Origin of the sequence: Algibacter luteus (assembly GCF_030344935.1) — a bacterium.
Classification (GTDB): domain Bacteria; phylum Bacteroidota; class Bacteroidia; order Flavobacteriales; family Flavobacteriaceae; genus Arenitalea; species Arenitalea lutea.
On record NZ_CP128313.1, the window covers coordinates 2,983,144 to 3,000,351 of the forward strand.

General features: G+C 33.8%; 14 protein-coding genes and 5 tRNA genes. All 19 read right to left on the minus strand.

Annotation, left to right across the window (positions count from 1 at the left end; genetic code table 11):
* Window positions 1-61 precede the first annotated feature (61 nt).
* Entirely contained in the window at window positions 62-4,363 is a 4,302-nt protein-coding gene (rpoC, locus tag O5O44_RS12570) for a DNA-directed RNA polymerase subunit beta' (RefSeq protein ID WP_019388706.1), read from the minus strand.
* Between the two features lie 32 nt (window positions 4,364-4,395).
* Window positions 4,396-8,208, minus strand: a complete 3,813-nt coding sequence (gene rpoB / locus O5O44_RS12575) for a DNA-directed RNA polymerase subunit beta (RefSeq protein ID WP_019388705.1) — start codon at window positions 8,206-8,208, stop codon at window positions 4,396-4,398.
* Between the two features lie 124 nt (window positions 8,209-8,332).
* Window positions 8,333-8,710: a 50S ribosomal protein L7/L12 gene (rplL, locus tag O5O44_RS12580; RefSeq protein ID WP_019388704.1), complete on the minus strand. Its 378-nt coding sequence runs from the start codon at window positions 8,708-8,710 to the stop codon at window positions 8,333-8,335.
* A 64-nt stretch (window positions 8,711-8,774) separates the two neighbouring features.
* Complete coding sequence (gene rplJ, locus O5O44_RS12585; RefSeq protein ID WP_289194650.1) at window positions 8,775-9,296, minus strand: 50S ribosomal protein L10; 522 nt, start codon at window positions 9,294-9,296, stop codon at window positions 8,775-8,777.
* A gap of 18 nt (window positions 9,297-9,314) precedes the next feature.
* Window positions 9,315-10,007, minus strand: a complete 693-nt coding sequence (gene rplA / locus O5O44_RS12590; RefSeq protein WP_019388702.1) for a 50S ribosomal protein L1 — start codon at window positions 10,005-10,007, stop codon at window positions 9,315-9,317.
* A 20-nt stretch (window positions 10,008-10,027) separates the two neighbouring features.
* A complete protein-coding gene (gene rplK / locus O5O44_RS12595; protein WP_019388701.1) occupies window positions 10,028-10,465 on the minus strand; it encodes a 50S ribosomal protein L11 in 438 nt (145 codons plus the stop codon).
* 74 nt (window positions 10,466-10,539) lie between these two features.
* Window positions 10,540-11,094 (minus strand): transcription termination/antitermination protein NusG, encoded by a 555-nt coding sequence (gene nusG, locus O5O44_RS12600; RefSeq protein ID WP_019388700.1) that lies wholly within the window; start codon window positions 11,092-11,094, stop codon window positions 10,540-10,542.
* Window positions 11,095-11,105: 11 nt separating this feature from the next.
* Complete coding sequence (secE, locus tag O5O44_RS12605; RefSeq protein WP_019388699.1) at window positions 11,106-11,303, minus strand: preprotein translocase subunit SecE; 198 nt, start codon at window positions 11,301-11,303, stop codon at window positions 11,106-11,108.
* Window positions 11,304-11,350: 47 nt separating this feature from the next.
* A tRNA-Trp gene (locus tag O5O44_RS12610) sits at window positions 11,351-11,423 on the minus strand.
* 64 nt (window positions 11,424-11,487) lie between these two features.
* Window positions 11,488-12,675, minus strand: a complete 1,188-nt coding sequence (gene tuf / locus O5O44_RS12615; protein ID WP_019388698.1) for an elongation factor Tu — start codon at window positions 12,673-12,675, stop codon at window positions 11,488-11,490.
* A gap of 68 nt (window positions 12,676-12,743) precedes the next feature.
* A tRNA-Thr gene (locus O5O44_RS12620) sits at window positions 12,744-12,815 on the minus strand.
* Between the two features lie 94 nt (window positions 12,816-12,909).
* Window positions 12,910-12,982: transfer RNA gene (locus tag O5O44_RS12625), tRNA-Gly, on the minus strand.
* 61 nt (window positions 12,983-13,043) lie between these two features.
* Window positions 13,044-13,125, minus strand: a tRNA-Tyr gene (locus O5O44_RS12630).
* 33 nt (window positions 13,126-13,158) lie between these two features.
* Window positions 13,159-13,232: transfer RNA gene (locus O5O44_RS12635), tRNA-Thr, on the minus strand.
* A 101-nt stretch (window positions 13,233-13,333) separates the two neighbouring features.
* Window positions 13,334-13,636 carry a ribosome hibernation-promoting factor, HPF/YfiA family gene (gene hpf / locus O5O44_RS12640; protein WP_019388697.1) on the minus strand — a complete coding sequence of 101 codons (303 nt, stop codon included), beginning with the start codon at window positions 13,634-13,636 and terminating at the stop codon, window positions 13,334-13,336.
* Between the two features lie 35 nt (window positions 13,637-13,671).
* Window positions 13,672-14,562, minus strand: a complete 891-nt coding sequence (locus O5O44_RS12645) for a tyrosine-type recombinase/integrase (protein WP_289194651.1) — start codon at window positions 14,560-14,562, stop codon at window positions 13,672-13,674.
* Between the two features lie 149 nt (window positions 14,563-14,711).
* Window positions 14,712-14,906, minus strand: coding sequence for a 30S ribosomal protein S21 (gene rpsU / locus O5O44_RS12650; RefSeq protein ID WP_019388695.1), 195 nt, complete (start codon window positions 14,904-14,906; stop codon window positions 14,712-14,714).
* A gap of 246 nt (window positions 14,907-15,152) precedes the next feature.
* A complete protein-coding gene (locus O5O44_RS12655) occupies window positions 15,153-16,322 on the minus strand; it encodes an acyl-CoA dehydrogenase family protein (protein WP_289194652.1) in 1,170 nt (389 codons plus the stop codon).
* A complete protein-coding gene (locus O5O44_RS12660) occupies window positions 16,323-17,204 on the minus strand; it encodes a ComEA family DNA-binding protein (protein WP_289194653.1) in 882 nt (293 codons plus the stop codon).
* Window positions 17,205-17,208: the final 4 nt, after the last annotated feature.

Below are 17,208 nucleotides of genomic sequence, written 5' to 3' on the forward strand. Positions count from 1 at the left end.
GCTTTTAGTTTTATATATTCCCGCCTTCCTGCCTGCCGGCAGGCAGGCGCGGAAATAAAATTTAATTATAATTTAATTCTTGCTTTACTTGCATCATTTCATCAAACTCTTCTTTAGAGCCTACAATGATATCGGTATAATTTCTCATACCTGTACCTGCTGGAATTCTATGTCCAACAATTACATTTTCTTTCAAGCCTTCTAACGTATCAACTTTACCGGCAACTGCCGCTTCATTAAGTACTTTAGTTGTTTCCTGGAACGATGCCGCAGAAATAAATGACTTGGTTTGAAGTGATGCTCTTGTAATACCTTGTAAAATAGGTGTAGCCGTTGCAGGCTTAGCATCTCTTGCTACTACAAGTTGCTTATCTTCTCTACGTAAGATAGAATTCTCATCTCTTAAATCACGAGGCGAAATAATTTGTCCCGCTTTAAGATTTGCCGAATCTCCAGCATCTTCAATAACTTTCATTCCGAAGATTTCATCATTTTCTTTGATAAATTCATCTTTATGAGCTAATTGATCTTCTAAGAAGATAGTATCACCAGAATCAATAATCTTCACTTTACGCATCATTTGTCTAACAACAACTTCAAAGTGCTTATCATTAATTTTTACACCCTGTAAACGATAAACTTCTTGTACCTCGTTTACTAAGTATTGCTGAACAGCTGATGGTCCTTTAATATTTAAGATATCATCTGGAGTAATAGATCCGTCAGATAAAGGCATACCAGCTTTCACATAATCATTTTCTTGAACAAGAATTTGATTAGATAGTTTTACAAGATACTTTTTAACCTCTCCTAATTTAGATTCTACAACTATTTCACGATTTCCTCTTTTAATTTTTCCGAAAGAAACAACACCATCAATCTCACTTACTACTGCGGGGTTAGATGGGTTACGTGCTTCAAACAACTCAGTTACACGAGGAAGACCACCTGTAATATCACCAGCTTTAGCAGATTTACGAGGTATTTTTACTAAAATTTTACCTATGTTAATCTTTTCGCCATCATCAATCATTAAGTGAGCTCCTACTGGTAAGTTGTACGAACGTACAGTTTCACCTTTAGAATCTTCGATATGTAAAGTTGGAATAAGCTTTTTGTTTCTAGATTCAGAAATTACTTTTTCTTGGAAACCTGTTTGCTCATCAATTTCTACTTGGTATGTTACACCTTGCTCGATGTTTTCATATTTTACTTTACCAGCAAATTCTGAAATAATAACACCGTTATATGGATCCCAAGTACAAACCACATCTCCTTTTGACAGTTCTTGACCGTTTTTAACCAAAATTGTCGAACCATAAGGAATGTTGTTATTACTTAAAACAATACCAGTTTTCTTATCTGTAAGTTTAAGTTCAGACGTTCTTGAAATTACAATATCAATTGCTTTTCCGTCACTATCTTGACCTTTAACCGTTTTTAAATCTTCTATTTCAGCAATACCGTCAAACTTAACAGCTAACTTGTTATCTTCTGAAATGTTACCTGCGATACCACCTACGTGGAATGTACGAAGCGTAAGCTGTGTACCAGGTTCTCCAATAGATTGTGCAGCAACTACACCAACAGCTTCACCTCTTTGTACCATTTTACCGGTTGCAAGGTTACGACCATAACATTTAGCACAAATACCTTGTAAAGCTTCACAAGTTAATGCAGAACGAACTTCGATACTTTCAATTGGCGAATCTCCAATAGACTTGGCGATATCATCTTCTATTAATTGCCCAGAAGAAACTAATAATTCGTCAGTTAATGGATTATGCACATCATTTAATGATACACGACCAACGATTCTTTCTTCTAAAGTTTCAACAACTTCATCGTTCTTTTTTAATGGTTCAACTTCTACACCTCTTAAGGTACCACAATCAACGCTATTAATAATAACATCTTGAGACACATCAACTAAACGACGTGTTAAGTAACCAGCATCTGCAGTTTTAAGTGCAGTATCCGCAAGCCCCTTACGAGCACCGTGAGTAGAAATAAAGTATTCTAAAATTGAAAGTCCTTCTTTAAAGTTAGAAAGAATTGGGTTTTCAATAATTTCTCCTCCACCTGCATTTGATTTTTTAGGCTTTGCCATTAATCCACGCATACCTGTAAGCTGACGAATCTGTTCTTTAGATCCACGAGCACCAGAATCAAGCATCATAAATACCGAGTTGAAACCTTGTTGGTCTTCACGAATACGTTTCATTGACAATTCAGTCAATTCTGCATTTGTTGAAGTCCATATATCAATAACTTGGTTGTAACGCTCGTTATTAGTGATAAGTCCCATGTTATAGTTTCCAGTAATACCGTCAACTAATGTATTGGCTTTATCAATCATGCCTTGTTTTTCTGGCGGAATAATAATATCACCTAAACTAAATGATAAACCACCTTGGAATGCAAACTTAAATCCTAAAGTTCTAATACCATCTAAGAAATCTGCCGTTTCAGGAACAGAAGTTACTTTTAAAATTCTACCAATAATATCTCTTAAAGATTTCTTAGTAAGAACTTCATTTATATATCCAGCCGCTTGAGGTACATGTTGGTTAAATAATACTCTACCAACAGTTGTCTCAACTATCATTCTGTCTAACTTACCATTTTCATTAATGTCAATGGTACGTACTTTAATTCCGGCATTTAAATCTACTTTCTTCTCGTTAAAAGCAATTTCTACTTCTTCTGGAGAATAAAAAGTTAATCCTTCACCTTGCACGGGAACTTCTGGAGTAGACTTACGTAACTTAGTCATATAGTAAAGACCAAGTACCATATCTTGAGAAGGAACCGTTACTGGTGAACCATTTGCAGGATTTAAGATGTTATGAGAAGCCAACATTAATAATTGACATTCTAGTATAGCTTCTGGCCCTAATGGTAAATGTACTGCCATCTGGTCACCATCAAAATCGGCATTAAATGCTGTACACACTAATGGGTGTAACTGTATCGCTTTCCCTTCAATTAATTTTGGTTGGAAAGCTTGAATACCTAAACGGTGTAATGTAGGCGCACGGTTTAGTAATACTGGATGTCCTTTAAGAACATTTTCCAAGATATCCCAAACCACAGGCTCTCTTTTATCTATAATTTTCTTTGCAGATTTTACTGTTTTTACAATACCTCTTTCAATTAATTTTCTAATTACAAAAGGCTTGTAAAGTTCAGCTGCCATATTTTTTGGCAATCCACATTCAAATAATTTTAATTCTGGACCAACAACAATTACAGAACGTGCAGAATAGTCAACACGCTTACCAAGTAAGTTTTGACGGAAACGCCCTTGCTTACCTTTAAGTGAATCTGATAATGATTTTAACGGTCTGTTAGAATCAGTTTTTACTGCAGATGATTTACGTGTGTTATCAAACAATGAATCTACAGATTCTTGTAACATACGTTTTTCGTTACGTAAAATTACTTCAGGAGCTTTTATCTCTACTAAACGCTTTAAACGGTTGTTACGGATAATTACACGACGATATAAATCATTTAAATCTGAAGTTGCGAAACGACCACCATCTAAAGGCACTAACGGACGTAATTCTGGCGGAATGATAGGAATAACCTTCATAATCATCCACTCTGGTCTGTTTTCTCTATTTTGATTTGACTCACGTAATGATTCAACAACTTGTAAACGTTTTAAAGCTTCTGTTTTACGTTGTTTAGACGTTTCAGTATTTGCTTTATGACGTAACTCATATGATAACGCTTCTAAATCAATTCTCGCTAATAACTCAATTAAACATTCAGCACCCATTTTAGCTAAAAACTTGTTAGGGTCTGAATCGTCTAGATATTGGTTATCTTGAGGAAGTTCTTCTAAAATATTTAAATATTCTTCTTCAGTTAAGAAATCCATTTTTTGTAATGGTTCTCCTTCTTCATTCTTAGCATTACCTGGTTGAATTACTACGTAACGTTCGTAGTAAATAATCATATCTAATTTCTTAGATGGTAATCCTAATAAATAACCAATTTTATTTGGTAACGAACGGAAGTACCAGATGTGTGCTACAGGAACAACAAGGTTAATGTGTCCTACTCTATCACGACGTACTTTCTTTTCTGTAACTTCTACACCACAACGGTCGCATACAATACCTTTGTAACGTATTCTTTTATATTTACCACAAGCACACTCATAATCCTTTACAGGACCAAAAATACGCTCACAGAACAAACCATCACGTTCTGGTTTGTGCGTTCGATAATTGATAGTTTCTGGTTTTAAAACTTCACCTCTAGATTCTGCTAAAATAGACTCTGGTGATGCTAAACCAATTGAGATTTTATTAAATCTCTTAACTGTATTTTTATCTTGTTTTCTTGCCATAATAAATGGTTGAAATGAATTTAATTAATTAACTACTCCTCTAATCTGATGTCTAGACCTAAACCTTTCAATTCGTGCATAAGTACGTTGAAAGATTCTGGTAAACCTGGATCAGGCATTGGTTCACCTTTTACGATTGCTTCGTAAGTTTTGGCTCTACCAATTACATCATCAGATTTTACAGTTAAAATCTCACGTAAGGTACTTGATGCTCCATAAGCTTCAAGTGCCCAAACTTCCATCTCACCAAAACGCTGACCACCAAATTGTGCTTTACCACCTAATGGTTGTTGTGTAATTAATGAGTAAGGCCCTATAGAACGTGCGTGCATTTTATCGTCAACCATATGTCCTAATTTCAACATATAGATTACACCAACTGTTGCTGGCTGATCAAATCTTTCACCAGTTCCACCATCGTATAGGTACGTATGACCATATCTAGGAATTCCAGCTTCATCTGTAAATTCATTAATCTGATCGATAGTTGCTCCATCAAAAATAGGAGTCGCATATTTGCGATCTAATTTTTGACCTGCCCAACCTAATACAGTTTCATAAATCTGCCCAATGTTCATACGAGAAGGTACACCAAGTGGATTTAATACAATATCAACAGGCGTTCCATCTTCTAAGAACGGCATATCTTCTTGACGAACGATACGAGCTACAATACCTTTGTTACCGTGACGTCCTGCCATTTTATCACCAACTTTAAGTTTACGTTTCTTAGCAATGTAAACCTTAGCTAATTTAATGATTCCTGCTGGTAACTCATCACCTACTGAAATTGTAAATTTCTCACGACGTAAAGAACCCTGTAAATCGTTTTCTTTAATCTTGTAGTTATGAATTAAATCTGCTACCAATTGATTTGTATGATCATCTGTAGTCCATTTTCCAGATACTAAATGCGCATAATCATCAACAGCATTTAACATTTTAAGTGTGAATTTTTTACCTTTTGGTAATACTTCTTCACCTAAATCATTAAAAATACCTTGAGCTGTTTTCCCGTTAACGATATTGAAAAGTTTTTCGATTAAAACATCTTTCAACTCATCAAATTTTCTATCGTATTGAGCTTCTAAAGCAAGAATATCATCTTTATCTTGTGCTCTTTTACGTTTATCTTTTACGGCTCTTGCAAATAATTTTTTCTCAATTACTACACCGTTTAATGAAGGAGAAGCTTTTAAAGAAGCATCTTTTACATCACCTGCTTTATCACCAAAGATAGCACGTAATAATTTTTCTTCTGGAGTTGGATCTGACTCTCCTTTTGGAGTAATCTTACCAATTAAGATATCGCCTGGTTTAACTTCAGCACCAATACGAATCATTCCATTTTCATCAAGATCTTTAGTAGCTTCTTCTGAAACGTTAGGAATATCATTAGTTAACTCTTCGTTTCCTAATTTTGTATCTCTTACTTCCAAAGAGTACTCATCTATATGAATAGATGTGAATATATCTTCACGAACTACTTTTTCTGAAATTACAATTGCATCCTCAAAGTTATACCCTTTCCAAGGCATAAAGGCTACTTTCATATTTCTACCAAGTGCTAGCTCACCTTTTTGAGTGGCATACCCTTCACATAGTACTTGACCTTTAGTTACTTTATCTCCTTTAACAACAATTGGTTTAAGGTTGATAGAAGTACCTTGGTTCGTTTTTCTGAACTTAACTAATTGGTATGTTTTAATATCACTATCAAAACTAACTTTAGCCTCATCTTCAGTACGGTCGTATCTAATTTTGATTTCGTTTGCATCTACGTATAAAACTTCACCTGATCCTTCAGCGTTGATTAAAACACGAGAATCTGATGCTACTTGACGTTCTAAACCAGTTCCAACAATAGGTGCATCTACTCTTAATAAAGGTACAGCCTGACGCATCATGTTTGATCCCATCAATGCACGGTTTGCGTCATCATGTTCCAAGAATGGAATCAGAGAAGCCGAAATTGATGAAATTTGATTAGGTGCAACATCCGTATAATGTAACTGATTAGGGTCGATAACTGGGAAGTCACCTTCCATTCTAGCAATTACCTTATCGTGTGTAATTTTACCTTTATCATCAACTTTAACCGTAGCTTGAGCAATCAATTTTTCTTCTTCTTCTTCGGCGCTTAAGTAAATTGGCTCATTTTTAATATCAACTACACCATCTGTTACTTTTCTATAAGGTGTTTCAATGAATCCCATAGAGTTCACTTTAGCAAATACTGAAAGCGAAGAAATTAAACCAATATTTGGTCCTTCTGGTGTTTCAATAGGACAAAGTCTTCCGTAATGTGTGTAATGAACGTCACGTACCTCAAACCCTGCTCTCTCTCTTGATAAACCACCTGGTCCAAGAGCTGATAAACGACGCTTATGCGTAATTTCAGCTAAAGGATTGGTTTGATCCATAAACTGAGACAACTGGTTTGTACCAAAAAATGAGTTAATTACTGAAGACAAAGTCTTAGCATTAATCAAATCTATAGGTGTAAACACTTCATTATCTCGAACGTTCATACGCTCACGAATAGTACGTGCCATACGTGCTAAACCAACTCCAAATTGTTGAGATAATTGTTCACCAACAGTACGTACACGACGGTTTGATAAGTGATCAATATCATCAATCTCTGCTTTAGAATTGATAAGCTCGATTAAATATTTTATAATGGTAATGATATCTTCTTTGGTAAGCACTTGCTTGTCCATTCCAATATCAAGACCTAATTTTTTGTTCATTCTGTAACGCCCAACTTCACCTAAAGAATAACGTTGGTCTGAAAAGAATAATTTATCAATTATTCCACGAGCCGTTTCTTCATCTGGCGGTTCTGCATTACGTAATTGTCTGTAAATATGTTCAACAGCCTCTTTTTCAGAGTTTGTTGGATCTTTTTGAAGCGTATTGTGAATAATAGCATAATCACCTTGTTCTGTACCTTCTTTATGTAAAAGAATGGTTTTAACTTCAGCTTCAATAATTTCTTCAATATTTTCTTTATCTAGAACCGTATCACGATCAAGCACAATTTCATTACGCTCGATTGAAACTACTTCGCCAGTATCTTCATCAACGAAATCCTCGTGCCATGTATTAAGTACACGTGCCGCTAATTTTCTTCCAGTATATTTCTTTAATCCAGATTTAGATACTTTAATTTCTTCTGCTAAATCAAAGATTTCTAGAATATCCTTATCACGTTCAAAACCAATTGCACGGAAAAGTGTTGTAACTGGTAACTTCTTCTTTCTATCAATGTATGCGTACATCACTTGATTGATATCTGTAGCAAACTCAATCCAAGATCCTTTAAAAGGAATTACTCTCGCTGAATATAATTTAGTACCATTAGCATGGTGTGATTGTCCAAAAAATACTCCAGGTGAACGGTGTAATTGTGATACAACAACACGTTCAGCGCCATTGATTACAAAAGTACCACTAGGTGTCATGTAAGGAATAGTTCCTAAGTACACATCTTGAACAATGGTCTCGAAATCCTCATGTTCAGGGTCTGTACAATATAACTTTAACCTTGCTTTTAGTGGAACACTATAAGTTAACCCTCTTTCGATACACTCTTCAATAGTATATCTTGGTGGATCTACAAAGTAATCTAAAAATTCTAAAATGAATTGATTACGCGAATCTGTAATTGGAAAATTTTCCATGAAGGTATTGTATAAACCTTCATCACCTCTTTCTTCTGATTTTGTTTCCAATTGGAAAAAATCTTGAAAGGATTTAATTTGAATATCTAAGAAATCTGGATATTCTGTTCTATTTACAATAGAGGAGAAATTTAATCTTTCAGCTTGTGTTGACAACATCAATAGACGGAATTTTGATTAAAAAAAAATTGAATTTTGTATATAATTGTTATATACACAAAATGGTTTAGGTCTTGAAGACAACTCTCCAGACCTAAACCTTTATGTTCTTGAGTTATTAAGCTTACTTAAGCTCAACCTCAGCCCCAGCTTCTTCTAAAGATGCTTTTAAGCCTTCAGCTTCATCTTTAGAAACACCTTCTTTAATTGGGCTAGGTGCACCATCAACTAATTCTTTAGCTTCTTTTAAGCCAAGACCAGTTAATTCTTTTACTAGTTTTACAACAGCTAACTTAGAGCCACCTGCAGCTTTTAATATAACATCAAATTCAGTTTGAGCTTCAGCAGCGTCTCCACCACCAGCAGCAGGACCAGCAGCAACAGCTACAGCTGCAGCAGCAGGCTCAATACCATACTCATCTTTTAATATAGTAGCTAACTCATTTACTTCTTTTACTGTAAGGTTAACTAATTGTTCTGCGAAATCTTTTAAATCTGCCATTTTTCTATCGTTTTAATAAATTTTTAATAATAATATAATTGTAATAAGTGCGTACTTGTTAAGACTATCCTTCTTTTTCAGATAGTGTTTTAATAATTCCAGCTAATGTTCCGCCACTTGATTTAAGTGCTGAAACAACGTTTTTAGCAGGCGATTGTAGTAATCCTATAATCTCTCCTAATAACTCTTCTTTAGACTTGATATCAACTAACATGTCTAATTGATCGTCGCCAATATAAACTGTTTCCTCAATAAATGCTCCTTTTAATAAAGGCTTTTCTGATTTCTTACGGAAAGTTTTAATTAACTTAGCTGGTACATTACCAGTTTCAGAATACATTACAGATGTATTTCCTTTTAATACTGAAGGAAGATCTCCAAACTCTCTGTCTGAAGCTTCCATAGCTTTTGCTAATAATGTATTTTTAACAACTGATAATTTTACGTTTGCTTTAAATGCAGCACGACGTAAATCTGAGGTTGTAGCGGCGTTTAATCCTGAAATATCGGTTAAATAGATATTTCCATTGTTAGCTAATTCTACAGTTAATTCCTCAATTACTTGTGATTTTTCTTGTCTTGTCATAATAAAAGTTTTAACTAATTAACCACCAACTTTAGGATCAACAGCTATACTAGGGCTCATAGTAGAAGACATAAAAATGCTTTTTACATATGTACCTTTTGCAGTTGTTGGTTTAAGTTTAACTAATGTTTGAATTAATTCTTGAGCGTTACCTTCAATTTTATCAGCACTAAATGATGCTTTACCAATTGCAGCATGAACGATACCAGTTTTATCAACTTTAAAGTCAATTTTACCAGCTTTTACTTCAGTAACTGCTTTAGCAACATCCATAGTTACTGTTCCAGTTTTTGGGTTTGGCATTAAACCACGAGGACCTAATACACGTCCTAAAGGACCTAATTTACCCATTACACTAGGCATAGTAATAATAACGTCAACATCTGTCCAACCATTCTTGATTTTCTCGAGATATTCATCTAATCCTACATAATCAGCTCCAGCTTCTTTAGCTTCTGCTTCTTTATCAGGAGTTACTAATGCTAAAACTTTCATGTCTTTACCAGTTCCGTGAGGTAATGAAACTACACCTCTCACCATCTGGTTAGCTTTACGTGGGTCTACACCTAAACGTATTGCTAAATCTACAGAGGCATCAAACTTGGTATTAGTAATTTCTTTTACTAATGCCGATGCTTCATTTAAAGAATATACTTTACCTTTTTCTATTTTCGCTAAAGCTTCTTTTTGCTTTTTTGTTAATCTTGCCATTTTATAATGTCTTTATTAGATTACGATGGGAATTGCCCAGTTACGGTTATACCCATTGATCTTGCTGTACCAGCAACCATTTTCATAGCAGATTCAACAGTAAATGCATTTAAATCTACCATTTTGTCTTCTGCAATAGTTTTAATCTGATCCCAAGATACTTTAGCTACTTTTTTTCGGTTTGGCTCTCCTGAACCTTTTTTAATTTTGCTCGCTTCTAATAATTGTACCGCTGCAGGAGGAGTCTTGATTACAAAGTCAAATGATTTGTCTTTATAAACAGTAATCACTACTGGTAACACTTTACCTGGTTTATCCTGTGTTCTCGCATTAAATTGCTTACAGAATTCCATAATGTTAACTCCAGCAGCTCCTAAAGCGGGTCCAACCGGTGGCGACGGATTCGCAGCACCTCCCCGAACTTGTAACTTAACTACTTTGCCAATTTCTTTTGCCATTTTTAATAATTTAGTTTGATATACTTCTAAATTTGGAAGCCTAGTAATATATCATTTATATAGTGTAACAATTATTATACTTTTTCAACTTGCATATAGCTTAGCTCTAATGGTGTTTTTCTTCCAAAAATCTTTACCATTACTTCTAGCTTACGCTTTTCTTCATTTATTTTTTCAATAGTACCATCAAATCCATTAAACGGACCATCAATAACTTTTACAGTTTCACCTTTAGTAAAAGGTATCGCTACATTAGCACTTTCTTCTACAGATAATTCATCAACTTTACCTAACATTCTGTTTACTTCAGATTGTCTTAATGGTACAGGGTCTCCACCTTTTGTTTCCCCTAAAAACCCAATTACATTTGTAACCGATCTTATGATATGAGGAACTTCACCAGTTAGATTTGCTTGTATCATGATATATCCAGGAAAAAACGTTTTTTCTTTCTGAATTTTCTTTCCGTTACGGATTTGTATCACCTTTTCTGTTGGAACAAGAACCTGATCAACATAATCTTGTAAACCTAAACGAGCAATTTCATTCTCGATATACGTTTTGATTTTGTTTTCTTGACCACTTACGGCTCGAACAACATACCATTTTTTTTCACTTACTTCAGACATAAATTCTTCTTTTAACCGTTAATCCATTGAAAGTAAGTTGCTATAACTTTACTGAATACTGTATCTACACCCCAAATAGCAAGGGAAAATATAATTGAAAATACAGCAACTAAAACTGTTAAACTTTGTGCTTCTGCCCATGTTGGCCAAGACACATTATTTTTTAGTTCTCCGAATGATTCTTTTATATAATTTACAATTCCAGCCATGTTCTTATTTTTTATTCCAATTTGAAATGATACTCAAATTACTATTGCACGGGTTGAGAGACTCGAACTCCCGACACCTGGTTTTGGAGACCAGTGCTCTACCAACTGAGCTAAACCCGTAAATATAAGGGAAGGTATTCCGAAAAAAACGGAATACCTTAACTTAATATTTATTTAAACTGTATTAGTCTAATATCTCAGTTACCTGACCTGCACCAACTGTTCTACCTCCTTCACGGATAGCGAAACGTAAACCTACGTTCATTGCAATTGGTTGAATTAACTCAACAGTAATAGTTAAGTTATCTCCAGGCATAACCATTTCAACTCCATCAGGTAAAGCAATGTTACCAGTTACGTCAGTTGTACGTACGTAGAACTGTGGACGGTAGTTATTATGGAATGGAGTATGACGTCCACCTTCTTCTTTTTTAAGGATATAAACCTCAGCTTTGAATTTAGCATGTGGTGTTACTGAACCTGGTTTAGTAATAACCATACCTCTTGAGATTTGAGATTTCTCAATACCTCTTAATAAGATACCGGCATTATCACCAGCCTCACCTCTATCTAATATTTGACGGAACATTTCGATACCAGTAATAGTAGAAGTTAATTTCTCTGCACCCATACCAATAATTTCTACAGGATCTCCAGTATTAGCAACACCAGTCTCAATACGACCAGTTGCTACAGTACCACGACCAGTAATAGAAAATACATCTTCGATAGGCATTAAGAAAGGCTTATCCATATCACGAACTGGCTCTTCAATCCACTCATCACAAGCTTTCATTAATTCTAAAACTGTATCAACCCACTTTTGCTCACCATTAAGTGCACCTAAAGCAGAACCTGAAATTACAGGACCGTTATCTCCATCATATTCATAGAAGTTTAATAAATCTCTAACTTCCATGTCTACTAATTCTAATAACTCTTCATCATCAACCATATCTACTTTGTTTAAGAAAACAACGATACGTGGAATTCCTACTTGACGACCTAATAAGATGTGCTCACGAGTTTGTGGCATAGGACCATCAGTTGCAGCAACAACTAAAATAGCACCATCCATTTGTGCAGCACCAGTTACCATGTTCTTTACGTAATCCGCGTGACCTGGACAGTCAACGTGAGCATAGTGACGATTTGCTGTTTGATATTCAACGTGAGAAGTATTAATTGTTATACCTCTTTCTTTTTCTTCTGGAGCATTATCAATTTGATCAAATGATCTTGCTTCTGAGTAACCTGCATCAGCTAATACTTTAGTAATAGCAGCAGTTAAAGTTGTTTTACCGTGATCTACGTGTCCAATTGTACCAATATTTAAATGTGGTTTTGAACGATCGAAAGTTGCCTTTGCCATGTTTTTTAAATAATTTTAATCTTAGTTATATAATAATATTAGTGTATTCTAAATTTCTCTAAAAATAGAGCCAATGACGAGATTTGAACTCGTGACCTCTTCCTTACCAAGGAAACGCTCTACCCCTGAGCTACACCGGCGTAAAGTTTTTATTTCCTATTCTCTCAAAACCAATCTTTTTCAAGATTTAAGCTAATATGAAAGAAGAGATTCCTGCCTTCGCAGGAATTTTAGAGCGGGAGACCGGGTTCGAACCGGCGACATTCAGCTTGGAAGGCTGACGCTCTACCAACTGAGCTACTCCCGCAATTTTTTGATAAATGCTTATTTATCAGGTTTTCAAAATATACAAAAAACTAAAAAAGTTGTGGGGAGAGCAGGATTCGAACCTGCGAAGACGTAGTCAGCAGATTTACAGTCTGCCCTCGTTGGCCGCTTGAGTATCTCCCCAATTTACTTATTTCATTTTTTTTTAAGAACTTGAGCCGATGGAGGGACTCGAACCCACGACCTGCTGATTACAAATCAGCTGCTCTAGCCAGCTGAGCTACATCGGCGTTTTTTATACTTTTGGCGCATAAAAAAAGCCCGTTATTTCTAACGGACTGCAAATGTATAGATTTTTTATTTTATTCAAAACATTTTTTGAGAATTTTTATTATAAATGTGCTCTTAATTTCTCTTTTCTCTTTTTTAATTGTCTTTCTAACGATGCAACTGCCATATCTGTACCTTCTTCAAAGGATTTACATTGCTTTTTAACTACCAAGCTATCTCCTGGAACACTAACTCTTGCTTCAAAAATTTTATTTTGTTTATCACTTGTGTTTTCAACTTTTAAAAAAACATCAGATTTAATAACTTTATCGTAAAACAAATCTAATTTATCCATTCGTTTTTGAATAAAATCAATCAATTTTTGGTCTGCATTAAAATTTACTGATTGGGTGTTTACTTTCATCTGTTTACTTTTTTGGTTAGACTTTATTACAACTACTATTTTTTACTTCTTGGATGTGCATCAATATGCACTTTTTTTAATTCTGCAATACTATTATGTGTATAAACTTGTGTTGCAGCTAAACTTGAATGTCCTAAAAGCTCCTTAACAGCATTTAAATCGGCACCTTGGTTTAACAAATGTGTAGCGAAGGAGTGCCTCAAAATATGTGGACTCTTCTTTACCTTTGAAGATGCCTTACTAAAATACTCATTTATTATTCTGTAGACAAGTGTTTCATATATTTTAACGCCTTTTTTCGTCAAAAAAAGATATTCCTTATCAACAATCTTATCCAATTGTAATCTTGCTTCTAAGTATTTAATAGCTGTTTGATGCACTGATTTTATTAACGGTATAATACGTTCTTTATTTCTTTTACCTAATACTTTTAACGTATTTTTATGTAAATCTAAGCTCGATAATTTAAGCTCAACCAATTCAATTCTTCTTATACCAGTAGAATAAAAAAGTTCAATTATAAATTTATCTCTTAACCCCTCAAAATCATCGGCAAAATTTAAGTCGTTTAAAACGTCTTTAATTTCTTCTTCAGAAAAAGGTACCTGAATTTTTTTACTTGTTTTTAATGCTTTGTGTTTTGCTAACGGGTTTAACTTAATATCGCCTGTTTTTAAAAGAAATTTATAATATGAATTTAAAGCTGATATTTTTCTATTAATTGTACGGTTAGAAAGTTGATTTTCTACAAGGATTACAATCCAGCTTCGAATTTGCGAATAATTAACTTGATTTATAGAAGCAGTATTGAATTCAACTTTTATGAATTCTGAGAAATCATTCAAATCATTTTGATAAGCTTTAACAGTAAGCTTCGAATAGTTTTTTTCTAATAAGAGGTAATCCAGAAAAGATTTAAAAGGCATCTTAAATATGTTAAAGATTTAAAGTTAGAAGTTATTAGTCAAAACGACAAGTTTAATTTCTTTAATGTAGTTATTCCACAATTATCAAAACAAAAAAATCCCGCAAAATGCGGGATTTTTATATTCTTAATAAATCAAATCATTTAAGATTAGATGTTTTCTGCATCTCTTAATGATTGAATGTATTGTGCTTTTTGAACTTGAGCTCTACGAGCTACTGAAGGCTTTGTAAACTGCTTACGTTCTTGCAACTGATTTTTAATAGTTGTTCTAACAAACTTACGCTTGTAACGCTTTAACGCTCTATCTATATTTTCTCCTTCTTTAACTGGAATTATTAACATAGTGTCTTAACCTCCTCTCTTTTAGAAATTTCTGGCTGCAAATATAAAACTATTTTGGAATTACAAAAACACCTTTTAAAGTTTTTTTTAATTTAAGGATGTAATACTTTTCAAGTATTGTTTTAGCTAATTGTGATACAATTTTCGCTAAAAAATGACTAATCAATTTAGTACTTGGGCGATATTCCTTTTTGTCAATTATTATTTTAGCTAATTGAGATACAATTTTCGCCAAAATAATATAAGTTATTTAGTTGCTGGTCGATATTCTTTTTTATCTATTATTATTTTAGCGATAATCTCTCTTAAGATTTCTGAAGTACCACCACCAATTGGTCCTAGTCTGCTATCTCTTAACAATCGAGCCATTGGGTATTCTTCCATATAACCATATCCTCCTAAAAACTGTAAGCATTGATAAATAACCTCATCGGCCATTTTTGTAGACTTTAATTTAGACATTGTTGCTTCTTTTACAACATATTCGCCTTTATCTAATCTTGCAGCAACATTATAATTGAAAACTTTACAGATTTCCATTTCGGTATAAAAATCAGCAATACTATGTCTAAGTGCTTGAAACTTATTGATTGTTTTTCCAAAAGCTTGACGCTCACTCATATATTTTAAAGCATATTCAAGCGCATACTCTGCGCGGGCATGAGCATTAACACCCATGATTAGACGTTCCAATGAAAAATGCTCCATAATATAAGAGAAACCTTTATTCTCTTCGCCTAAACGATTTGTAATTGGAATTTTAACATTATCAAAAGCAATTTCGCCAGTATCAGAAGCGTTCCAACCTAATTTTTTTAGTTTGGTTGCCGATACACCTTCCATTTTTCTGTCTAAAACAAATATGCTTATACCTTTATTACCAAGTTCTGGATTTGTTTTTGCAGCAACCACTAAATAATCACTACTCACCCCATTAGTAATAAATGTTTTCGAACCATTAATAATATAGTGGTCATCTTTTTTTACTGCTGTTGTACGCATACCTGCTACATCACTTCCTCCAAAGGGTTCAGTAATACAAAGACATCCAATTTTATCTCCAGTTATACTTGGAGCTAAATATTTTTCTTTTATAGCCTCATCGCCTTCAGCATTTAAATGCGTCATAGCTAAATAGGCATGTGCCCAAATTGCTGCTGCGAAACCGCCAGAATTTATTTTTTGAAGTTCTTCAAGAAGAATAACAGTATAGAATAAATCTAAATTCATTCCACCATATGCTTCTGGATAATTGATACCGAAGAAACCCATGTCTCCAAATTTTTTCCAAATAAACCGGTCGATAGATCCAGTTTCTTCCCATTTTTCAATATGCGGTACAACCTCTTTCTGTAAAAAGTCTTGAATACTTTTTCTAAAAAGCTGATGTTCTTCAGTGAAGTACATGTTATTCATTTATTTTTCTTTTTCGAAGTGCAAATATAATTCAATTATCTTTATTTTATTTAAAGGGAAGTCTTTTACTTTAGTTAATTCCTCAATTGAATTGAAACCCTGTCTTAATTTTCGTTGCTCAATAATATTATAGGCTAATTCGTAATCTATATGAGGAACCTTTACTAATTCATTACTTGAAGCCTTATTTACGTTTATTTTATTAACTGAATTTGGTGTTTTAACAGTAAATTGATTTGTAATTTTTTCAATTAATTCTGGTGTAAGACCATAGACATCTTCGAGTTGAACATCTGCAATAAAACCACCTTTTAATTTATTTCGATATTTAATAATACGTTCTGAAAAGGTTTTGCCTATACCATTAATATTTTGAAGGTCTTGTGCTGTTGCTGTATTCAAATCTTGTTTTTGTGCATATGTCTTAGGTTTATTATTCGAAGATGTTGGAAACCGTACTTTTGAAGGTTTAGAACTTGTAACCCATTCTGGAAATTTAAAATACACAGAAAGTGCTGCCAACAGTGAATCTGATACTTGGGTAACTTCTTGAAATTGTTCAGCAGAATTTATCCATTTATTTTGATTTCTAAACCTTAATAATCTATCAATTTCTTCATTAGTCATTCCTAATGAAGCGCCTTTAAAATCGGTTAAATAATTAGGGTTAAATGGAAATATTTTAGGTGTTCTTTCTTGTAACTCAATTATTTTCAAAGAATCAATTTCTTTAATGAAATCTGAAAGTTGTTGTTCATCAACTGAAACTTCTTCCGAAGTAAAATCGACAAAAAAGTAAATACATTGAAAGGTAATTATGAGGATTAACAATAAAAAAATCCCATTACGTTGTTGTTTAGTAAACGTGAAATGGGATTTCATTTGT